Source organism: Pseudomonas sp. 18.1.10, from assembly GCF_024655625.1.
Taxonomy (GTDB): domain Bacteria; phylum Pseudomonadota; class Gammaproteobacteria; order Pseudomonadales; family Pseudomonadaceae; genus Aquipseudomonas.
In genome coordinates this window covers 1-21,759 of sequence record NZ_JANLGL010000062.1, presented here as the reverse complement: position 1 = coordinate 21,759, position 21,759 = coordinate 1, and the positions used below count along the sequence as shown (strand labels likewise).

Annotated in this window: 12 protein-coding genes; 6 read left to right on the top strand and 6 right to left on the bottom strand. The window is 60.1% G+C overall.

The annotated features are described in order from the left end of the window. Nucleotides 1-15: 15 nt before the first annotated feature. The 6 genes from NUV89_RS13210 to NUV89_RS13185 all read right to left on the bottom strand — a co-directional run bounded on the left by NUV89_RS13210 (nt 16) and on the right by NUV89_RS13185 (nt 11,180). Nucleotides 16-846 carry a carbohydrate ABC transporter permease gene (locus NUV89_RS13210; RefSeq protein ID WP_017734518.1) on the bottom strand — a complete coding sequence of 277 codons (831 nt, stop codon included), beginning with the start codon at nt 844-846 and terminating at the stop codon, nt 16-18. A 10-nt stretch (nt 847-856) separates the two neighbouring features. Next, nucleotides 857-1,747 (bottom strand): carbohydrate ABC transporter permease, encoded by an 891-nt coding sequence (locus NUV89_RS13205; RefSeq protein ID WP_207046692.1) that lies wholly within the window; start codon nt 1,745-1,747, stop codon nt 857-859. A gap of 59 nt (nt 1,748-1,806) precedes the next feature. After that, on the bottom strand, nt 1,807-3,117 hold the full coding sequence (locus NUV89_RS13200) for a sugar ABC transporter substrate-binding protein (RefSeq protein WP_257781663.1): 1,311 nt from the start codon (nt 3,115-3,117) through the stop codon (nt 1,807-1,809). A gap of 244 nt (nt 3,118-3,361) precedes the next feature. Continuing rightward, the gene (locus NUV89_RS13195; RefSeq protein ID WP_257781662.1) at nt 3,362-8,749 is read right to left on the bottom strand and encodes a hypothetical protein; all 5,388 of its coding nucleotides are present in this window, start codon (nt 8,747-8,749) and stop codon (nt 3,362-3,364) included. Nucleotides 8,750-8,912: 163 nt separating this feature from the next. Then, nucleotides 8,913-9,818, bottom strand: a complete 906-nt coding sequence (locus NUV89_RS13190; protein ID WP_257781661.1) for an AraC family transcriptional regulator — start codon at nt 9,816-9,818, stop codon at nt 8,913-8,915. A 72-nt stretch (nt 9,819-9,890) separates the two neighbouring features. Next, nucleotides 9,891-11,180: a glycosyltransferase gene (locus tag NUV89_RS13185; RefSeq protein ID WP_257781660.1), complete on the bottom strand. Its 1,290-nt coding sequence runs from the start codon at nt 11,178-11,180 to the stop codon at nt 9,891-9,893. 240 nt (nt 11,181-11,420) lie between these two features. Between NUV89_RS13185 and NUV89_RS13180 the strand changes: the two genes are divergently transcribed. The 6 genes from NUV89_RS13180 (at nt 11,421) to NUV89_RS13155 (ending at nt 21,671) form a co-directional block, all read left to right on the top strand. Then, on the top strand, nt 11,421-11,840 hold the full coding sequence (locus NUV89_RS13180) for a hypothetical protein (RefSeq protein ID WP_257781659.1): 420 nt from the start codon (nt 11,421-11,423) through the stop codon (nt 11,838-11,840). 143 nt (nt 11,841-11,983) lie between these two features. Then, nucleotides 11,984-12,484: a thiol peroxidase gene (gene tpx / locus NUV89_RS13175; RefSeq protein WP_257781658.1), complete on the top strand. Its 501-nt coding sequence runs from the start codon at nt 11,984-11,986 to the stop codon at nt 12,482-12,484. A 232-nt stretch (nt 12,485-12,716) separates the two neighbouring features. Further along, a complete protein-coding gene (locus NUV89_RS13170) occupies nt 12,717-14,021 on the top strand; it encodes an MdtA/MuxA family multidrug efflux RND transporter periplasmic adaptor subunit (protein ID WP_257781657.1) in 1,305 nt (434 codons plus the stop codon). After that, nucleotides 14,018-17,119 carry an MdtB/MuxB family multidrug efflux RND transporter permease subunit gene (locus tag NUV89_RS13165; RefSeq protein ID WP_257781656.1) on the top strand — a complete coding sequence of 1,034 codons (3,102 nt, stop codon included), beginning with the start codon at nt 14,018-14,020 and terminating at the stop codon, nt 17,117-17,119. Before NUV89_RS13170 ends, NUV89_RS13165 begins: the two co-directional genes overlap by 4 nt. After that, the gene (locus tag NUV89_RS13160) at nt 17,116-20,223 is read left to right on the top strand and encodes an efflux RND transporter permease subunit (RefSeq protein ID WP_257781655.1); all 3,108 of its coding nucleotides are present in this window, start codon (nt 17,116-17,118) and stop codon (nt 20,221-20,223) included. Before NUV89_RS13165 ends, NUV89_RS13160 begins: the two co-directional genes overlap by 4 nt. Continuing rightward, on the top strand, nt 20,220-21,671 hold the full coding sequence (locus NUV89_RS13155) for an efflux transporter outer membrane subunit (RefSeq protein WP_257781654.1): 1,452 nt from the start codon (nt 20,220-20,222) through the stop codon (nt 21,669-21,671). Before NUV89_RS13160 ends, NUV89_RS13155 begins: the two co-directional genes overlap by 4 nt. The last annotated feature ends 88 nt before the right edge of the window (nt 21,672-21,759 follow it).

Sequence of the window (21,759 nt, the reverse complement as noted above, 5' to 3'; positions counted from 1 at the left end):
CTCCGCTTGGAATTATTATTTAACAGCGCCGAAGGACAAACCGCGCACCAGCTGTTTCTGGCTGACCCAGCCAAAGATCAGGATCGGCGCACAGGCGAGGGTCGACACGGCGGACAATTTGGCCCAGAACAAGCCTTCGGGGCTGGAGTAGGAGGCGATCAGCGCGGTCAGCGGCGCGGCATTCGACGAGGTCAGGTTCAGCGACCAGAACGCCTCGTTCCAGCACAGGATCAACGACAACAGCACCGTGGACGCCAGGCCACCCTTGGCAATCGGCAGCAGCACGCGGACCATTTCCTGCCACAGGGTGGCGCCATCCAGGCGGGCGGCTTCAAGGATGTCCTTGGGAATGTCCTTGAAGTAGGTGTAAACCATCCACACCACAATCGGCAGGTTGATCAGGGTGTAGATGATGATCAGCGCGATGCGCGTATCCAGCAGGCCAAAGCTCTTGGCCAGCAGGTAGATCGGCATCAATACGCCCACCGGTGGCAGCATCTTGGTCGACAGCATCCACAGCAGCGTGCCCTTGGTACGCTGGGTTTCGTAGAAGGCCATGGAGTAGGCCGCTGGCACCGAGATCAGCAGGCACAAGGCCGTGGCGCTGAAGGAAATCACCACCGAGTTCCAGGCGTAGGCGAAGTAATTGCTGCGCTCGTTGATGTGCAGGTAGTTCTCCAGCGTCGGCGTGAAGATGAACTGCGGCGGCGTGGCGAACGCGTCGATTTCGGTCTTGAAGCTGGTCAGCACCATCCAGAAGATCGGGAAGAAGATCAGGATCGCGATGGCCCAGGCCAACGTGCCGAGCAACAGGCTTTGCAGGCGGCGGGATTGTTGAAGCGTCATGGCGCGGCCCTCAAGGCTTGTCAGTCAGGTTTTTGCCGATCATCCGCACCAGGATGATCGCCGCGATATTGGCAATGACCACGGCAATCAAGCCGCCGGCCGAGGCCATGCCCACGTCGAACTGCACCAGCGCCTGGTTGTAGATCAGGTAGGCGAGGTTGGTGGACGCGTAGCCGGGGCCACCGTTGGTGGTGGTGAAGATTTCGGCGAACACCGAGAGCAGGAAGATCGTCTCGATCATCACCACCACGGCAATCGGCCGGGCCAGGTGCGGCAGGGTCAGGTGCCAGAAGATCGCGATGGCGCCGGCACCGTCCAGGCGCGCGGCTTCCTTTTGTTCCTGGTCGAGGGACTGCATGGCGGTCATCAGCAGCAGGATGGCGAAGGGCAGCCATTGCCACGAGACAATGATGATGATCGACAGCAACGGGTAATGGGCGAGCCAGTCCACCGGTTCGGCGCCGAAGAACTTCCACACGGCGGCGAGAATCCCCGACACCGGGTGGAAAATCAGGTTCTTCCAGATCAGCGCACCGACGGTGGGCATGATGAAGAACGGCGAGATCAACAACACCCGCACCAGGCCGCGCCCGAAGAACTCACTGGCTTCGAGCAGGGCGCTGATCAACACGCCCAGCACCACGCTGATCAGCAATACGCTGCCCACCAGCAACAGGGTGTTGGTGGCGCCGGGCAGGAAGCCCGAATCGGTGATGAAGTAGGTGAAGTTTTCCAGCCCGACGAATTGGTTTTCACCGGGGTAGAGCAGGTTGTAGCGGATCAGCGAGAAGTACAGGGTCATGCCCAGCGGCACGATCATCCACAGCAGCAGCAGGGCGACCGAGGGGCTGACAAGGAACCAGCCGGGGTTGGCCAGGCGGTTTTTGGGGGGTGTATTCATGGTATTCAAGGCCAGTACAGAGCAAGAATCGGAGTGCGATCAAATGTGGGAGGCTTACCTTACTTGGGATACCCGGCCCGCTTCATTTCCCGCTCGGTAGTGGTCTGCGCGGCGGTCAGTGCTGCATCCACCGTCTGCTGACCGGTCAACGCCCCCGAGAAGAACTTGCCGACCTGGGTGCCAATCGCCTGGAACTCGGGAATGGTCACCAACTGGATACCGATATACGGCACCGGCTTGAGCGTCGGCTTGGTCGGGTCTGCGACTTTCAGCGATTCCAGGGTCACCTTGGCAAACGGCGCCGCCTTCATGTACTCGTCGCTGTAGGTCGAGGTCCGGGTGCCCGGTGGGACGTTGGCCACGCCGTCGGTCTTGGCCACCAATGCGCCGTATTCCTTGGATGTCGCCCAGCTGGCGAACACTTTGGCGGCGTCCTTGGCCTTGGAACTGGTGGGGATCGCCAGGCTCCAGGAGTACAGCCACGAGGTGCCCTTGTCGGTCTTCTCGTGTGGGGCAAAGGTGAAGCCGACGTGGTCCGCCACCTTGCTTTGGGTTTTGTCGGTGACGAACGAGCCGGCCACGCTGGCATCGACCCAGATCGCGCACTTGCCGCTGTTGAACAGCGCGAGGTTTTCGTTGAAACCGTTGCTGGACGCACCCGGCGGGCCGGATTTCTTCATGTTGTCGACGTAGAAGTTCAGCGCGTCCTTCCACTCTGGCCCGTTGAATTCCGGCTGCCATTTCTCATCGAACCAGCGTGCACCGTAGCCGTTGGCCAGGGTGGTAATCAGCGCCATGTTCTCGCCCCAACCGGCTTTGCCGCGCAGGCACAGGCCGTATTGTTCTTTGGTTTTGTCGGTGAGTTTGCTGGCGAATTCGCCGATCTGCGTCCAGGTTGGATGCTCAGGCATGGTCAGCCCGGCGTCCTTGAACAGGTCGGTGCGGTAATAGGTGATCGAGCTTTCGGCGTAGAACGGCAGGGCGTACAGCGAGCCCTTGACGGACAAGCCGTCACGCACCGAAGGGAATACATCATCGAGGTCGTAGGACGCCGGCAGATCCTTCATCGGTTCCAGCCAACCCTTGGCACCCCACAGTGCGGCTTCGTACATGCCGATGGTCAACACGTCGAACTGCCCGCCCTGGGTGGCGATGTCGGTGGTCAGGCGCTGGCGCAGGACGTTTTCTTCCAGCACCACCCAGTTCAGCTTGATCTCCGGGTGCTCGGCCTCGAACGTTTTCGAGAGCTTTTGCATGCGGATCATGTCGCTGTTGTTGACGGTGGCAATGGTCAGGGTTTGCGCGCCAAGGCTGACGGCGCTGATAGTCAAGCAGGTAGAGGCAAGCAGAACTTTTGCTGTGAACTTCATCGCGCACTCCGTTTCCGCGCCCAGAGGGCTACAGAAGGACAGTTATTGTTGTTGTGTCTTCCTACAGGGAGTCAGGAAGAGTGTGCGGTTGATTACAGCCTTGAAATGGCGGTGTGACAAATCCTTGGGAGCACTGGGACTGATACTTTTTTGCACTCGACTCAAAGGCTTTTGCGGTAGATGCGTGCTCGTGCACGGAGGGGCGCAGGCGCTGCGCCCTGGTCCGTGGGGTATGCTGAAGTTGTCAACTCCCAATGGGTTGGGACAACTTTCTAACGTCCTCTATCGCCCATTTCCGGTCGATGAGCGTGTTCTGATTGAAGGCCGACACCCCATACAACGGTTTTGAGGGGGTTCCAAAATGGACCTGACTTGTACCAATTGGGCCGTTCTTCAGGAGCTTGTTCACCCCAGCCTTCATCGCCTTTTCAGAGTCGAACTTGGCAAGGCCATAGCTCGGTTCGTAAAAGTACCAGAGCTTTTTGCTTGTATTGGTGGGGTCTACCCTCACGCCCGCGACCATTGCGTGTTCATCCGAGCTGATGAGCCATGTGGTCGTACTCGTCGCCTTGCTCATCTTCTTGATGATGCCGTCAACGGGGACGAGAGCCCCTGAAACACCATGCAGTTGTTCTTGGTACATCATCGTATTCTCGAGTTTCGTGATGCTCTCGAGAAACGCGGCATTCGCGGGGAGGTTCGGTCTTGCAGCGGCAATGGCCAGATTATCGATCAATGTATTTTCCGTGCCATCCATTATTGCCATAGCCATTGCGGTGGAAAGCCCAGCACACTCGCCAGGGGAGAAGATGTGCGCCAGGGCAAGATAAAGCGTCTGGGGCATAGGGCGAACCGTACCTCCAGCCGATTTCATTTCTTTCATGAAGCCCTCGGAAACTCTCTGAACGGTGTCCATTTTTATTCTCTCTCTTTGCCGCATCAAACTGCCTATCTGCTCAGCAGTGAAGTCGGAATCGGCAATGAGTTTCGCGATTGTTTTAGGCCCCATGTTTGGGGTGTAACCGGCTATGTTGTCGAGATTTAACGTGTCGTAGCCTTTTTGATAACCTGGCTTTTTACGTGCTTCGATAACTTTATTTTCAAATCTTCCAATCAGCTCTTTTTGGGCCTGTCTCTCCTCGGGCGATGAGCCAAATAGAGGGTTCAGAGGGCTGTTGGTGGAACCTTCCGGCACAAAACCATTAAGCGCAGGGCCCTCGGCTTCTAGCGTCTTGGGGTTATAGGCGTGCCATTCATCATCTTGAAAAATAGCGCTGATCTTGGTTTTTCCCCCTGCGCTGGAGTTGGCGACGGAACCGTCAGCCACATTTTCCGGCGTCGTAACGTCGACAGCTGTGCCCTGCAGGCGGCTGGTTGCATTGACTGACTCAGAAGTGGTGGCGGTGGTCATGTCCCTGAGCGCAATGCTTTCGGCCTCCTTAGCCCCAAACTTCTCTATAAACCCCGCACCGACCTTGGCTGTCGCCCAGGACGCCGCAGATTTTGCCAGGCCCCACAACTTGCCGGCGCCCTCGGTGGCGACAACGATAGCGACATCAACGGCAAGGTCTGCGCCCGCCTTCAGGAATTGGCCGTGATACAGGTCTTCCAGGCTGCTGGCGCCGGGCAAGGAGTGCCACAGGGCTTTGAAGAAGTCACTGGGTTCTGTCGCTGTTTCAAGCGTATTGCTGGACCAGTTGCGGTGAAGGTTCACGAACTCGGATTTATTCAGGTAGGTCGAATCGATCATGACTTTGGCAAGTTTGGAGAGTCTGCCGGCCACGTAGTTGGGAGAGAACCCATCGTCTTCCTTGTGGGCTGGGAAGTTGACTTCCAATGGCCAGGGTTCATTGTTGTCATCCAGCAGGTGTTGGTCGGTGGTGCGCAATACAACGTTGGTTTTAACGCCCGTCCTGGGCTCTTTGCCATTTTTGAAAGCATCGGCGTCGATTTCGAGTTCGACCACTGTGTTCATCGGGGTGGACGGATCGATGTCAGCAATTCTTACAATCTGGCCCCACGTCGGATAAACCGCAAAATCTCTTCTGACCCCGTTGTAGACAGACGTAATCACCATGCCGCTGCTACCACCGGGGCCTGCAACATTTAAAAACTCTACGTTGCCATAAAGCAGGCTTTTGTATTCCTCCACCGGTAGCTTTTTCAGCATGTCCTCGAACATCGTCGTGGTATGCAGCCTGCGCTGGTTGAAGTCGGCCTTTATGGCCGTGTCGAACTCATCGTTGATAACCGGAAAGTCAGGCTCTTTGGCTTTTTTACGCAGGCTGTCGAAATCCACCTGATCGCCTTCCTGTCGCCAGTTTTCATCCAGCCTGCCGGCTTCATAGATTTCTGCGAGGCTGTAGTGCCTGCCGCTGGTACCAACACCCTCGTTCTCCACCATGAATCGTTTTTCATAATCAATATCGGGGCCAAACTTTTCTCTTAGCACCTTAAGCGCCATGTCCCTCCTGTTGGGCGCTGGCGTCGTGCGCAACCAGTTGATCGCTTGGGCGGTGTTACTGGCTTGCGCCTGGAGTTTTTCCTGGCTGTCTTTCAACTGTTCCAAGGTGTAGTTGTTCTTGTCGACCTTGTTGTTGAGGGCGGCCCAATCCAACAAAGGGTTCATCTGCGCGTAGCTCTGTATTTGCGATTCCAATTTTGAAATAGGCTGGATTTTGTAATTTTCCATTATCTGTTGGTAGGTCATGTTCGCGGTCGCTCCGGGTGCCGTCCATTCGATCCGGTTAACCGCCGCCGTAAAGTTGAACCACTCCGGGGAGCCGAGCGTCATTTTTTGCGGTGCATCTTTCACCAGCAGGTGTGGTGCAGCGCCGCGCATCAGCAGGTGCGAAACCGTCGATGCAAGGTTCGACGGAATGTTCTTCTTGGTCGTCAAGTATTGGTTAAACCGCTCACGGATAAAGCGCGTGCCGCGCCCGGCGTTATCAGCGCCCATCAAATCCATACCGGCAACAGTCTTATGCTGCGTGCCGGCCGTTGGATCCAGCTCCAGCACCAACGCCGTCAATAGCCATTGCTTCAGGCTGGTTGGGGTTGCAGCCCCCTTCATCTGGGTTTGCAGATGACTGGCGAGTACAGACGCATCGTCGCTGGTGAGCAGTTGCTCCAGTGCGTGTTCAGGGTCGCTACTGAGGTTGGTAACCTTGCTACTCAGGTAATTGAGGAGGGTGTCACGGGTGCCGATGCTTTTTTTCACCTCTGCGACCAATGCACCGCGCTGTTCGGTCGTCAGCGGCAGTTGCGTTGACAGGAAGCCCCAATAGTTGCCAAGGGGAGGGGAATGGGGAACCGGTGACTGCAAGGCTGCCAGCAGATTATCGTTGTCGGTATTTGATCGGATGGGGTACCAGTCATTGTGCGCGAGGAATTCTGCAAGCTGCGTTACGCCTTTCGGTTGATGGCTTGAGTGCGGGTCAACGGCAAAGCGACTGAAGTCGCTGTTTTTGTGCCCGGCTTTCAACAAGCGGATCAGCTGATAACGGTCGTTGCTATCACCCAATGCGGTTTTTTGCTGGTCCAGCCAGCCGACGATTTTTTGTGGGTCATCAGGTACGCCTGGGAGCTTTTGGGTACTGCCCAACGACGCAGTCTGTTGGGCAAATAGCGGGCTGCTTGGGGCGTCGCTGAGGCCATAGAGGTTGGCCACCCATTGGTACGGCATGCCGCTGCCTTCGGCGTGAGCAAGGGTAATCGGTTGCCCGGGCTTGGCGAATGCCTGCGCGGCGGTTAATACAGGCGCGAGCACGTCAAAATGCTTGGGGTACTTTTGCGCAAAATCGCTGAGGGTAAAGCGCTGGTCAACGCCATTGACGCTGCCGATCAGCGCTTGGTCCGTGGGGTCATAGCGCAAAGAGTTCGGGGCAATATGCTGTTCCTTCAACCACTCGGTGAAACCACGCCCGTTGAGGGCTTTGACCAGGTAGGCCTGCCATTGGCCGCCGAAACTGTTGGCCGGTATTGGCTGGATGGTTTTCGACGTGACTTGGTCGGGGTTGGCTTTCAGCTCAAGCATCGCACGATGTACGGTGGTTGCCAGTTCGCCTTCGGCGCTGGCCAACAGGTCTTCGGAGGACGGGAGGTTGCCCTTGACGGTGGAGGCCAGGGTTTCAAGTGGCGATAATGATAGTGGCCTGTTTGCCAATTGTTTCGTCACGGCTTGCTGGCGCTGGCGTACCGCGAGGGATTCGGGGTCGCTGGGGTCTTCACCGACCAACGCTTTGAAACCATTATTCTGGTTCATCTCGTCGATACGCTGCAGGGTGGACGCGAGCTGGCGTTGCTGCCAGTCGGGGTGTCGAGTGTCCTGCTCTTGGCGAGGCGGCGGTTCATTGTAAAAAGCCATGACTTTATACAGGCTGGCGGAGTTGCTGGAGGGGTAGGTGACATCCTCGTCGGAGCCCGCGGCCATCTGTTGCACCGCCTCTTTTATCTCGGTCCAGACATCGTTCCAGCCAGACACATCGTTCAGGTTGAACGTGGTATCGACGCCCTTTACGGTGCCCGTCAACTCGCCGCTGACGGGGTTGATGCGTATGCTGGTGGGGTCGACGTTGTTCTCTTGGAAAAAGGTGGCGGCTGTTTTGCCTTGCAGCTTTTCCAACAGGTTTTCACGCACCAGACTGTAAGTTGAATACTTGGGAATGTCCTCCAGAGTGACCGATGTCTCGTATTCGGCCGTTTCTGGCAGCAGTTTCATCATCCCGCGGCTGACCAGTTGCGCCAGTGCCTGATCGTCTTGCTGAACCTTCTGCTTCACTGTCGAAGGTGCAAACTCTTCGAGCATCGAGGCGAGTACCGGTGGTGATAAAGCCACAATGCGTTGGCGGGCGTCTCTTTGTTTTTGTTTGATCGGCGCGTCGAGCGGGTCTGAGCTGCTTAGCGTCTGGAAACTGCCGTCGTGTAGAAGTTTGCCTGCGGTTTTGAGCCTATCGTTGGCATCGAGGCCGCTCAATGGTTGCCCGTAGAATTCGGCGACGTTGTGAGCCGATGCGTAGTCGCGACCGTAGTACACAAGGGAGGGGTAGCCCTGACCCACCAGTTTTTTCACGGCGGCTAAAACGGCAGATGAGGCAGCTGCCCACTCGGGGTTTTTATGCGCGAAATAATGGGTGATGCCGCCATCTTTACCTGTCTCCGTCAGGCTGCCATCTGGATCGAAGACCAGCTGTGAAATATCAATCGACTGGGCTTCGGCAAACGACTTGAAAGGCTCCGATTCCAGTGCGTCAGCAAGCTCAGACAACGCCTGGCCATAGCTGGAGTACGGCGGTATGGCGAGCTTGTACGCATCGTCGATTGATCCGCGGATGGTCGAAGGGCGTTCGCGACGAACCAAGGCATTGCCGAGATTTATCGCCAGTTGCCCGTCATCCCTCTCAACCAAGGCATCGGCGAACTGGCGAACTGACACCTTGAGAGGGTCAGGCTCGGCGACCGGATTCTGCAAGTCTCGACGCGACCGCGACAAGACAGGATCAAACTTGGGTGGGCTAGGCGGCGGGCTAGCGATTGCTTCCTGACTCGGCCGTGGGTGGGTTATGTGCGGCTTGATTTCAGTCGGCGGCTGGCGTGTGACACGGTTGCCGGAAAACGTCGAGACATTGACCATGATGACCCTTTACCTGTACGTCAGAAAAGCATCGCCTTTCTAGCGAAAGCGCGATGATGCCTACACTGAGTAACGGGGCGGGATGATTGGGTTCCATGAGTGATGGGGGAGACGTTGCTGAGGTTTCGGTCTTCTTGTTGACGGTGTTGCGCGGGTGCCCGAGTCAAACCAGGTTCTGTTCCGTGAGCCGCTGTACGGCCAGACGTCGGTAATGAGAGGGCGTCATACCCTTGAGCTGCTGGAAGCGCCGGTTGAAGTTGGAGATGTTGTTGAACCCCGACTCGAAGCACACATCCGTCACCGCCTTGTCGCCATCGGCCAACAACTCGCAGGACTTGCTGATGCGCAACCGATTGACGAATTCGATAAACGTGCGCCCGGTAGCCTGTTTAAACACCCGCGAAAAATAGGTGGGCTTCATTCCCAGGTATTCCGCCACTTCTTCCAGCGGCAACTCCCGCGCGTAGTGGGCAAAGATGTAGTCCACTGCGCGGTTGGTGCGGTCGATGCTGTGTTCATCGGCCAACTGCGGCGTGGTCGCGCCCGACAGCAACTGGTAGTCCTCACACGCGCTCAACACTTCCAGCAGGATAAAGAAGTGCCCCAACCTTGTCATACCCTGGTCATCCTCGATGCGTTGCATCAAGGTCATCGCCTGGGCGATGGTGTGTTTGCAGCGGAATTCGATGCCGTACTGCGCACGCTCCAGCAGCGGCGCCAGGCTCTTCAGTTCGGCGAAGATATGGCTACCGCTTTCAAGCAGGTCATCGGTGAAGTTCACCAGCATGTCGCGCTTGGGCACCACCTCGTCTTCCTCCACCTGGCTGATCCAGTTGTGGGGCAGGTTGGGGCCGGTGAGGAACAGGCTTTCCGGGTAGAAGTTGCCGATGTAGTCGCCGATAAACACCTTGCCGGAACTGGCGACGATCAGGTGCAGCTCGTATTCCTTGTGGAAATGCCAGCGCACCAGCGGGCAGGGGAAGCCGTGTTGGCGATAGATGATGGACAGACCGTTGTGATCGTCCATCAGCTCGTAGGAAGGGTCGGTGATGCGTGTGGCTCGGGTCATGTTGCCGTCGCTTTATTATTGGTTGCGACCCGAATAATGCCCCTATGCGTGTAAGGCTGCCAGCGCCGATGTTTATACGACGCGGTTTTTTGCCTCGATCCACTGCGACATGTATTGCGTACTTTTATGGGCGTGGTGGCGCAGCATGCTGCCGGTAAAGTTGTCCCGGCGATGGGCGGCGAGGTTTTTCCGGCATTGCTCAAGGCACGCCACCAGCGCCGGGGCATGAAGGGCATAGTCATAACGACGCCCGAGCAACTGGCGGCCCTGTTCCTGGGCCTCGGTCCAGCGCTCGCGGTCCTGATACAGCGCCACGGCGGCCGCGGCCAGTGCCGCTGCGCTCTGCTCGATGGCGCCCGGCCACGGTTGCTCATCGCCCATGGCTTCGGCACCGATCGGCGTGGTGACATTTGGCGTGCCGCAAAGCATGCCATCCGCCAGCTTGCCCTTGATGCCGGCACCAAAACGCAACGGCGCCAGGCAGATGCGCGCGGCGCTCATGACCTGCAACGCATCCTCGGCCCAATTCATGACATGAAAACCTTGCGCCGGGTTGTGCAACGCCGTCGCCTTGGGCGGGGTGTAGGAACCGTAGATGTGCAGCTGGGCGCCCGGCAATTGCTGGCGAATCAGCGGCCACAGGCTGTTTTTCATCCACAGCACCGCATCCCAGTTGGGCGCGTGGCGGAAGTTGCCGATGCTGAGAAAGTGCGCGCGGTCTTCAAACGGTGCGAAGGGCGCGGTGGGCACCGCCAGCATCAGCGGGCACCAGTGGAGCAGGGCGGCGGGCACCTTGAACTGCTCGGTGAGCAGGCGGGCTTCTACGTCGGAGATCATCAAGCTGATGTCGCAGCGGTAAATCGCTGCGATCTCGCGCTTGGCGATGTCGGTGTCGGCCATCAGCTCGAATTCTTCCTTCAGCGCCGGGGCGAAAAGGGCGCTGAAATCGTCGCAATCGGGGTGGGCTTTCAGATGGTGTTTCAGGCGTTGCTGACGGGCGTCGCGCAGGCTTTGCAGGTCACAGGTTTCCAGGACGCGCAGGGCGTCGGGGCAGTGTTTTTCGACGCGCCAGCCGAACTGTTCTTCCATCATGAAACGGTCGAACAGCACGATATCCGGGGCCAACTCGCGGATAAAGTCATCGAAGCTGCTGTTGTTGAGTTCGATAGCGCATTCGGCGATGCCCAGGGCTTGCAAGTCGGCCTTGTGTTCGCCAAGCGCGGCGGGGCTGCTGAAGGTAATGTGCCAGCCTTGCGCAAGAAAGGTTTCCAAAATCTGTATCATGTGCCCGCCGGCAGCCGAGGAACGTGGCTCCGGCCAGACATAACCGATGACCAGGACTTTGGTGGTGGGGCGATTCATGACAGATAAATCCTTGAGAGCGTATTGCACGCGCCGAAAAACCGCGATTAAACCACAAAAGCCGCAATGCCCAGACCCGTTGGCGGATGGAATTAAACGTCGAGTCTTTGATTGCGAAATGAGCTAGTGGACTGTCATTTGTCACAGTTATGACGGATGTGTGCCGCTGTTAGGTTGAGGCTTGCACCCAGTCTTTCGGAGCTGGGAATTCGATACTTAAACTGATGGAGCGGCGTTGACATGAAAAAGACACCCACGGGCCAAGAGGCTCCCACGCCTGAGCCCAAGCCAACAGAGAGCAGCGTGAATTGGGCGGGGCATGAGTTCGTGAGGACGATTGGTCACAACACAGGGCGTTTGCAAATGCGCTGGCTGCGCTCTGGTAGTACCTTGACAATCCAGGCTCTGCGGTATTGGTTTACCCGCGTTAACAATCGCAACAAAGCCAATATCAACATTTCGGTAAAAGCCAACGCGGCGGGAGAGTACAAACTCAACTCTCCCGACAGCATGGAGCAAAAAGGTGTCTGGTTACCCTGGGATACCAATGGCTCGTTGGCGGTGGGCAACTCGACTCACATTACGGTCGCGGTTACGTTCATTCCTGATACGGGCGGTCCTGACGACCGTGGAACGGACACGCAGACCTTTACCATTTAACCCTTTATGGGCCGTACGAAGTTTCTGTATTGGCGGCCCGTTTCGACAAAAGAATCCGTTTGCAGGTAGGTGCTCTTCGCGCTTTGTGGTTAACTTCCGCCTCTCGAATTCGTTTAACCCAACACAGCAAAAGGATTCCGTTCATGGCTCAAGTCACTCTCCGTGGTAACCCGGTCCAGGTTGAAGGCGAACTGCCACAAGTCGGCACCCAAGCCGCTGACTTCACCCTGACCGCCAGCGATCTGTCGGACGCCACCCTGGCCACTTTCGCCGGCAAGCGCAAAATTCTGAACATCTTCCCAAGCGTCGATACCCCGACCTGCGCTACCTCGGTACGCAAGTTCAACGCCCAGGCCAATGATGTGGCCAACACCGTTGTACTGTGCATCTCCTCGGACCTGCCTTTCGCCCAAGCCCGCTTCTGCGGCTCCGAAGGCCTGGAAAACGTGAAGAACCTGTCGGATTTCCGCAGCGCTGCGTTCTCCGAAGACTACGGCGTGAACATCGTTGATGGCCCGCTGCGCAGCCTGACCGCCCGTGCGGTGGTTGTACTGGACGAAAACGATAAAGTCCTGCACAGCGAACTGGTCGCCGAAATCGGCCAAGAGCCAAACTACGAAGCAGCCCTGGCTGTTTTGAAGTAACTGTATCGGCGTATGACTGTCGTCTGGCAGTAACACGCGTGCTACATGATTGCGGCCTGGCCTAGTCCAGGCCGTTTTCATTTAAGGGTCAAACGCTTAGCTGAATTAGCCAGTGGACTAAGGTCAGAAGTTAAAAGTTGTAAGCCCAAGGTAAATAGCCGGTAAAGGCGCTTCTCTAAACGCGCTCCAGTGCTTATCTTTCAGCCTCCCAAAGAAGAAGCTCTCGCGCCCAATGGTTGATCAATCCATGCAATCGTCCCCCCGTAAGTCCCGCCGCTGGCTGTTTGGCCTGCTTGTGCTGCTGGTTATCGCCGGCCTGTGCTGGAAATTCTGGCCCGCCAGCCACAAGGATGCCGCCGCCCAGGCGCCGGCCGGGCGTGCCGGCAAGTCGGGGATGATGCGCCCGGGCTTCGGTGGTGCTGCTGGCCCGGTGCCGGTGCGCGTGGCCCCGGCGGTGCTCGGCGAGTTCCCGGTGTACTACAAGGCACTGGGGACGGTGACCGCCCTCAACACCATCAATGTGCGCAGCCGGGTGGGCGGTGAACTGGTGAAGATCGCCTTTGAAGAAGGGCAGATGGTCAAGGCCGGCGACCTGCTGGCCGAGATCGACCCGCGCAGCTACCAGAACGCCTTGCTCCAGGCCCAGGGCACGCTGTTGCAGAACCAGGCGCAACTGAAAAACGCCCAGGTGGATGTCGAGCGTTATCGTGGCCTGTATGCCCAGGACAGTATTGCCAAGCAGACCCTGGACACCGCCGAAGCGCTGGTCCTGCAATACCAGGGCACGGTCAAGACCAACCAGGGGGCGGTGGATGACGCCAAGCTCAACCTGGAATTCACCAAGATCCGCGCGCCCATCGGTGGCCGTGTCGGCTTGCGCCAGGTGGACGTGGGCAACCTGGTGGCGGCGAACGACACCACGTTTATCGCCGTGATTACCCAGACCCAGCCGATCAACGTGGTCTTCACCCTGCCGGAAAACACCCTGGACACCGTGCTCACCCGCTACCACGCCGGCAACAAGCTGCCCGTGGAGGCCTGGGACCGTGGCGACGTGAAGAAACAGGCCGTCGGTGTGCTGCAAAGCCTGGACAACCAGATCGACGTCACCACCGGCACCCTGAAATTCAAGGGGCGTTTCGATAACAAGGACCAGGCGCTGTTCCCCAACCAGTTCGTCAACGTGCACCTGCTCGCCGACACCCTGCACAACGTGGTGCTGGCGCCGTCTGCGGCGATCCAGTTCGGCAACAGCGGCACGTTTGTCTACAAGCTCGACGGCGACAAGAAGGTCAAGATCCAGCCCCTGGTGATCGGTGACACCGACGGCGACAACACCGTGATTAAACAAGGCCTGGTGGCCGGTGATCGCGTGGTGCTGGAAGGCACCGACCGTCTGAAGGACGGCACTGAGATCGAAGTGGTCAACGACAGCACCGAAGTGCTGACCACCCCGACCGAACACCTGCAAGGCAAGCCAGCGGCGAAAGGGGAGACCGGCACCACCGCCGGCAAGGCGCAAAAGGTCGGTTCATGAACCTGTCGCGCCTGTTTATCCTTCGCCCGGTCGCCACCACGCTAAGCATGCTTGCCATTGTGTTGGCCGGCATCATCGCGTATCGCCTGTTGCCGGTGTCGGCATTGCCCCAGGTGGATTACCCGACCATCCGCGTGATGACCCTGTACCCCGGCGCCAGCCCGGACGTGATGACCAGTGCCGTCACCGCGCCGCTGGAGCGCCAGTTCGGGCAAATGCCCGGGCTCACGCAGATGGCGTCCACCAGCTCCGGTGGCGCGTCGGTGCTGACCCTGCGCTTCAACCTCGACGTCAACATGGACGTCGCCGAGCAACAGGTGCAGGCCGCGATCAACGCCGCCACCAACCTGTTGCCCAAGGACCTGCCGGCGCCGCCGGTGTACAACAAGGTCAACCCGGCGGATACCCCGGTGCTGACCCTGGCCGTCACGTCCAAGACCATGCTGCTGCCCAAGCTCAATGACCTGGTCGATACGCGCATGGCGCAGAAAATCGCGCAGATCAGCGGCGTCGGCATGGTCAGCATCGCGGGCGGTCAGCGCCAGGCCGTGCGCATCAAGGTCAACCCCGAGGCCCTGGCGGCCAATGGCTTGAACCTGTCGGATGTGCGCACCCTGATCGCGGCGTCCAACGTCAACCAGCCCAAGGGCAACTTCGACGGCCCGACCCGCGTGTCGATGCTCGATGCCAACGACCAGTTGGTCTCGCCCCAGCAATATGCCGAATTGATCCTGGCCTACAACAACGGCGCGCCACTGCGTCTGAAAGACGTGGCGCAGATCGTCGATGGCGCCGAAAACGAGCGCCTTGCCGCCTGGGCCAATGAAAACCAGGCCGTGCTCCTGAATATCCAGCGCCAGCCCGGCGCCAACGTGATCGAGGTGGTCGACCGCATCAAGGCCCTGCTGCCAAGCATCACCGACAACCTGCCGGCCGGCCTCGACGTGCTCGTGCTCACCGACCGCACCCAGACCATCCGCGCCTCGGTCACCGACGTGCAGCACGAATTGCTCATCGCCATTGCCCTGGTGGTGATGGTGACCTTCCTGTTCCTGCGCCGGGTCAGCGCGACGATCATTCCCTCCATCGCGGTGCCGCTGTCGCTGGTGGGCACGTTTGGCGTGATGTACCTGGCCGGTTTCTCCATCAACAACCTGACGCTGATGGCCCTGACCATCGCCACCGGGTTTGTGGTGGACGATGCCATCGTGATGCTGGAGAACATCTCCCGCTATATCGAAGAAGGCGAGACGCCACTGGCGGCAGCGCTCAAGGGCGCCAAGCAGATTGGCTTCACCTTGATCTCCCTGACCCTGTCGCTGATCGCCGTCTTGATCCCATTGCTGTTCATGGCTGACGTGGTGGGGCGCTTGTTCCGCGAATTTGCCATCACCCTGGCGGTGGCGATCCTGATTTCCCTGGTGGTGTCCCTGACCCTGACGCCGATGATGTGCGCGCGCCTGCTCAAGCGTGAGCCCAAGGAAGAGGAACAGAGCCGTTTCTACAAGGCCAGCGGCGCCTGGATCGACTGGATGATCGAAGCCTACGGGCGCAAGTTGCAGTGGGTGCTCAAGCACCAGCCGCTGACCCTGCTGGTGGCCATCGCCACCCTCGGCCTGACGGTGGTGTTGTACCTGGTGGTGCCCAAGGGTTTCTTCCCGGTGCAGGACACCGGCGTGATCCAGGGCATTTCCGAAGCGCCGCAGTCGATCTCCTTTGCGGCCATGAGTCAGCGCCAGCAGGCGTTGGCCAAGATCATCCTGGCCGACCCGGCGGTGCAAAGCCTGTCGTCCTATATCGGCGTGGATGGCGACAACGCCACCCTCAACAGCGGCCGTTTGCTGATAAACCTCAAGCCCCACGGCCAGCGCGACTTGAGCGCAGCCGAGGTGATTACCCGCCTGCAACCGGAAATCGACAAGCTGGTGGGTATCCGCCTGTTTATGCAGCCGGTGCAGGACCTGACCATCGAAGACCGCGTCAGCCGCACCCAGTACCAGTTCAGCATGTCGTCGCCGGACGCCGACCTGTTGGCGCTGTGGAGCGACAAGCTGGTGCACGCCCTCAGCCAGTTGCCGGAACTCACCGACGTCGCCAGCGACTTGCAAGACAAGGGGTTGCAGGTGTTCCTGGTGATCGACCGGGATGCGGCCTCGCGCCTGGGCGTGACGGTGTCGACCATCACCGACGCACTGTATGACGCCTTCGGCCAGCGGCAGATCTCCACCATCTACACCCAGGCCAGCCAGTACCGCGTGGTGTTGCAGGCACAGTCCGGCGAGACCCTCGGCCCGGATGCGCTGAACCAGATCCACGTGAAAACCACGGATGGCGGCCAGGTGCGCCTGTCCAGCCTGGCCCGGGTCGAACAGCGCCAGGCGCAGTTGGCCATTGCCCATATCGGCCAGTTCCCGGCGGTGATGATGTCGTTCAACCTGGCCCCCGGCGTCGCGCTGGGCAAAGGCGTGGAGCTTATCAACCAGACCCAGAAGGACATCGGCATGCCGGTGGGCGTGCAGACCCAGTTCCAGGGCGCGGCCCAGGCGTTCGAAGCGTCGCTGTCGAGCACCTTGCTGCTGATCCTGGCGGCGGTGGTGACCATGTACATCGTGCTTGGCGTGCTCTACGAGAGCTATATCCACCCGATCACCATTCTGTCGACCTTGCCGTCGGCGGCGGTGGGCGCCTTGTTGGCGTTGCTGCTCAGCGGCAATGACCTGGGCATGATCGCGATCATCGGCATCATTCTGCTGATCGGTATCGTGAAAAAGAACGCGATCATGATGATCGACTTCGCCCTCGACGCCGAACGCAACCAGGGCCTGGACCCGCAAACCGCGATCTACCAGGCGGCACTGTTGCGCTTCCGGCCGATCCTGATGACCACACTGGCCGCGCTGTTTGGCGCGGTGCCGTTGATGCTGGCCACCGGTTCGGGCGCGGAATTGCGTCAACCCCTGGGCCTGGTGATGGTCGGCGGCCTGCTGGTGAGCCAGGTGCTGACCCTGTTCACCACGCCGGTGATCTACCTGTACTTCGACCGCCTCGGTCGGCGCTGGCGCAAAGAGCCGCAAAGCCTGGAGCCGGTTGAGTCATGAACCTGTCCGGACCGTTTATCCGCCGGCCGGTAGCCACCATGCTGCTGAGCCTGGCGATCATGCTGCTGGGCGGCGTGAGCTTCAACCTGCTGCCGGTGTCGCCGTTGCCGCAGATCGACTTTCCGGTGATCGTGGTCTCGGCGAGCTTGCCCGGTGCCAGCCCCGAGGTCATGGCGTCCACCGTGGCGACGCCGTTGGAGCGCTCGTTCGGCGCGATCGCCGGCATCACCACCATGAGCAGCAACTCCAGCCAGGGCTCGACGCGGGTGATCCTTGCGTTCGATTCCGACCGCGATATCAACGGCGCCGCACGGGAAGTGCAGGCCGCCATCAACGCCTCGCGCAACCTGCTGCCCAGCGGTATGCGCAGCATGCCGACCTACAAGAAGATCAACCCGTCCCAGGCGCCCATCATGGTGCTGTCGTTGACCTCGGACGTGTTGCAGAAGGGCCAGCTGTACGATTTGGCCTCGACGATCCTCTCGCAAAGCCTGTCCCAGGTACCCGGCGTGGGTGAAGTGCAGATCGGCGGCAGCTCCCTGCCGGCGGTGCGCATCGAGCTGGAACCCAAGGCCCTCGACCAGTACGGCGTGGCCCTCGACGATGTGCGCAACACCATCGCCAATGCCAACCAGCGCCGGCCCAAGGGTTCCCTGGAAGACAGCGAGCGCAACTGGCAGATCCAGGCCAACGACCAGTTGGAAAAAGCCAAGGACTATGAACCGCTGCTGATCCGCTACCAGAACGGCGCGGCCCTGCGCCTGGGCGATGTGGCAAAGATCAGCGATGGTGTGGAAGACCGCTACAACAGTGGTTTCTTCAACAACGAACCGGCCGTGCTGCTGGTGATCAACCGCCAGTCCGGCGCCAACATCATCGAGACCGTCCGCCAGATCAAGGCCCAGCTCCCGGCGTTGCAGGCGGTGCTGCCGTCCAGCGTCAAGCTCAACCTGGCCATGGACCGCTCGCCCGTTATCACCGCGACCCTGCATGAAGCCGAGATGACCTTGCTGATTGCCGTGGCCCTGGTGATCCTGGTGGTCTACCTGTTCCTCGGCAACTTCCGCGCCTCGCTGATCCCGACGCTGGCGGTGCCGGTGTCGCTGGTGGGCACCTTTGCGGTGATGTACCTGTTCGGCTTCTCGCTGAACAACTTCTCGCTGATGGCGCTGATCCTCGCCACCGGCCTGGTGGTGGACGATGCCATCGTGGTGCTGGAGAACATTTCCCGGCATATCGACGACGGCGTGCCACCGATGAAGGCGGCGTACCTGGGGGCCCAGGAAGTCGGCTTTACCTTGCTGTCGATGAACGTGTCGCTGGTGGCAGTGTTCCTGTCCATCCTGTTCATGGGCGGGATCGTCACCAACCTGTTCCGCGAGTTTTCCATCACCTTGTCGGCGGCGATCATTGTCTCGCTGATCGTCTCGCTGACCCTGACCCCGATGCTCTGCGCGCGCTGGCTCAAGCCCCATGTCAAAGGCCAGATGACCGGCTTGCAGCGCTGGAGCCAGAAGGTCAACGACCGCATGGTCGCCGGCTACGCCACCAGCCTTGACTGGGTGCTGCGTCACCGTCGCCTGACCTTGCTCAGCCTGTTGGTCACCGTGGGCGTGAATATCGCGCTGTACGTGGTGGTGCCGAAAACCTTCATGCCGCAGCAGGACACCGGGCAACTGATCGGCTTTGTGCGCGGCGACGACGGCCTGTCGTTCAATGTGATGCAGCCGAAGATGGAGACGTTCCGCGTGGCCGTGCTCAAGGACCCGGCGGTGCAGAGCGTGGCGGGCTTTATCGGCGGCAACAACGGCACCAACAACGCGGTGATGCTGGTGCGCCTCAAGCCCATCAGCGAGCGCAAGGTCTCGGCCCAAGCGGTGATCGAGCGCTTGCGCAAGGACGTCCCATTGGTGCCGGGCGGGCGGTTGTTCCTGATGGCCGACCAGGACCTGCAATTTGGTGGCAGTCGCGACCAGAGCAGCGCGCAGTATTCCTACATCCTGCAAAGCGGTGACCTGGCCGCATTGCGCCTGTGGTACCCGAAGGTGGTCAGCGCCTTGCGCGAGCTGCCGGAACTGACCGCCATCGACGCCCGCGAAGGCCGGGGGGCGGCGCAGGTCACGCTGATTGTCGACCGCGACCAGGCCAAGCGCCTGGGCATCGACATGGCGATGGTCACGGCGGTGCTGAACAACGCCTACAGCCAGCGGCAGATTTCCACCATCTATGACAGCCTCAACCAGTACCAGGTGGTGATGGAGGTCAACCCGAAGTACGCCCAGGACCCGATCACCCTCAACCAGATGCAGGTGATTACCTCCTCCGGCGCGCGGGTGCCGTTGTCGACCATCGCCCATTACGAGAACAGCCTGGCGGACGACCGCGTCAGCCACGAGGGCCAGTTCGCCTCGGAGAACATTGCCTTCGACATGGCGCCCGGGGTCACGGTGGAGCAGGGCACGGCCGCCATCGAGCGGGCGATTGCCAAGGTCGGCTTGCCGGAAGACGTGATCGCCAAGATGGCCGGTACCGCCGATGCCTTCGCCGCGACGCAGAAGGGCCAGCCGTTCATGATCCTCGGCGCGCTGGTGGCGGTGTACCTGGTGCTGGGCATTCTGTATGAAAGCTATATCCACCCGCTGACCATCCTCTCGACCCTGCCGTCGGCCGGTGTTGGCGCGTTGTTGTCGATCTACCTGCTGGGCGGCGAGTTCAGCCTGATCTCCCTGTTGGGCTTGTTCCTGCTGATCGGCGTGGTGAAGAAAAACGCGATCCTGATGATCGACCTCGCCCTGCAACTGGAGCGCCATGACGGCATGAGCCCGCTGGAATCGATCCGCAGCGCCTGCCTGCTGCGCTTGCGGCCGATCCTGATGACCACCCTGGCGGCGATCCTCGGCGCGTTGCCGCTGTTGCTCGGCACCGCCGAAGGCGCGGAAATGCGCCAACCCTTGGGCCTGACCATTATCGGTGGCCTGGTGTTCAGCCAGATCCTGACCCTTTACACCACCCCGGTGGTTTACCTCTATCTCGACCGCGCGCGCCATCGCTTCAACGCCTGGCGTGGCGTGCGTACCGATGCTGCCCTGGACACTGCGCTATGACCGATTTCCCTAAGACAAGCCAGAAACTGTTGGTGACGGTGCTGTGTGGCCTGTTGCTCAGCGCCTGCGCCATTGGCCCGGATTACCAGCGCCCGGATGTCGTTGAGCCGGTGCAGTTCAAAGAAGCCCAGGGCTGGCGCCAGGCCACGCCGAGCGACGCCCTGGCCCGTGGCGCGTGGTGGGAGTTGTACGGCGATCGCCAGCTCAACGACCTGGTGGTGCGCCTGAACACCTCCAACCAGACCGTGGCCCAGGCCGAGGCGCGCTTTCGCCAGGCCCAGGCCCAGGTGCGCAGCGCCCGGGGTGCGTTTTTCCCTACGGTTGACCTGAGCGCCGGGAAAACCCGCGCCAGCCAGGGCACCGGCAGCAGCAACGCCAGCCTCAGCAGTTCCAGCAGCGGCATTCGCGATACCCTCAACACCCAACTGGGGGTGAGTTGGGAGGCGGACGTCTGGGGCAAATTGCGCCGCGGCCTGGAAGCCAACGACGCCACGGCCCAAGCCAGTTCGGCGGACTTGGCGGCGATGCGCCTGAGCCAGCAGTCGGAACTGGTGCAGAACTACCTGCAACTGCGGGTGATGGATGAACAGACCCGCTTGCTGCAAGCCACGCTGGACACCTACCAGCGCTCGCTGCAAATGACCGAAAACCAATACCGCGCCGGTGTGTCCGGCAAGGATGCGGTGGCCCAGGCGCAAACCCAGCTCAAGTCCACCCAGGCCAGCCTGATCGACCTGATCTGGCAGCGCGCCCAGCTGGAAAACGCGATTGCCGTGTTGATCGGCGAAGCACCGGCCAACTTCAAGCTGGCGGTGAGCAACGACATCCCGGCGCTGCCGCAGATCCCTGTGAGCCTGCCGTCGCAACTGCTTGAACGCCGCCCGGACATCGCCTCGGCCGAACGCTCGGTGATCGCCGCCAACGCCAATATCGGCGTGGCCAAGGCCGCCTACTACCCGGACCTGAGCCTGAGCCTGACCGGTGGGTATTCCAGCAGCACCTACGCCGACTGGATCAGCCTGCCGAACCGCTTCTGGTCGGTGGGCCCGAAACTCGCCATGACCCTGTTCGACGGCGGCCAGCGCTCGGCCGAAGTCGATCGCACCGTGGCCAGCTATGACGAGACCGTGGCCAAGTACCGCCAGACCGTGCTGGATGGTTTCCGCGAAGTGGAAAACTACATGGTCCAGCTCAAGGTGCTGGAGGACGAAGCCGTGGTCAGCAATGAAGCCCTGGACGCCGCCCGTGAATCGTTGCGCCTGACCCAGAACCAGTACAAGGCCGGGCTGATTGCCTACCTGGATGTGGTGCAGGTGCAGGCGACCGCGTTGAGCAATGAGCGCACGGTGCTGACTTTGTTGCAGACGCGCTTGGTGGCGAGTGTGCAGCTGATTGCCGCGTTGGGTGGTGGTTGGGATGGCAAAACCGCAGTCGACGCAAAGAACTGACAGCTAACACCGACTAAATGTTGGAGTGGACTTGTGTGGGAGCGGGCTTGCTCGCGAAGGCGGTGGGTCAGCTACTCATCTGGTGACT

What these genes read in the sequence shown, in the direction of transcription:
- NUV89_RS13190 (WP_257781661.1), bottom strand. Translation starts at nt 9,818, where the DNA reads ATGACCCGAGCCACACGCATCACCGACCCTTCCTACGAGCTGATGGAC.
- NUV89_RS13210 (WP_017734518.1), bottom strand. Translation starts at nt 846, where the DNA reads ATGACGCTTCAACAATCCCGCCGCCTGCAAAGCCTGTTGCTCGGCACG.
- NUV89_RS13170 (WP_257781657.1), top strand. Translation starts at nt 12,717, where the DNA reads ATGGTTGATCAATCCATGCAATCGTCCCCCCGTAAGTCCCGCCGCTGG.
- NUV89_RS13195 (WP_257781662.1), bottom strand. Translation starts at nt 8,749, where the DNA reads ATGGTCAATGTCTCGACGTTTTCCGGCAACCGTGTCACACGCCAGCCG.
- NUV89_RS13160 (WP_257781655.1), top strand. Translation starts at nt 17,116, where the DNA reads ATGAACCTGTCCGGACCGTTTATCCGCCGGCCGGTAGCCACCATGCTG.
- NUV89_RS13165 (WP_257781656.1), top strand. Translation starts at nt 14,018, where the DNA reads ATGAACCTGTCGCGCCTGTTTATCCTTCGCCCGGTCGCCACCACGCTA.
- NUV89_RS13200 (WP_257781663.1), bottom strand. Translation starts at nt 3,117, where the DNA reads ATGAAGTTCACAGCAAAAGTTCTGCTTGCCTCTACCTGCTTGACTATC.
- NUV89_RS13180 (WP_257781659.1), top strand. Translation starts at nt 11,421, where the DNA reads ATGAAAAAGACACCCACGGGCCAAGAGGCTCCCACGCCTGAGCCCAAG.
- tpx (WP_257781658.1), top strand. Translation starts at nt 11,984, where the DNA reads ATGGCTCAAGTCACTCTCCGTGGTAACCCGGTCCAGGTTGAAGGCGAA.
- NUV89_RS13205 (WP_207046692.1), bottom strand. Translation starts at nt 1,747, where the DNA reads ATGAATACACCCCCCAAAAACCGCCTGGCCAACCCCGGCTGGTTCCTT.
- NUV89_RS13185 (WP_257781660.1), bottom strand. Translation starts at nt 11,180, where the DNA reads ATGAATCGCCCCACCACCAAAGTCCTGGTCATCGGTTATGTCTGGCCG.
- NUV89_RS13155 (WP_257781654.1), top strand. Translation starts at nt 20,220, where the DNA reads ATGACCGATTTCCCTAAGACAAGCCAGAAACTGTTGGTGACGGTGCTG.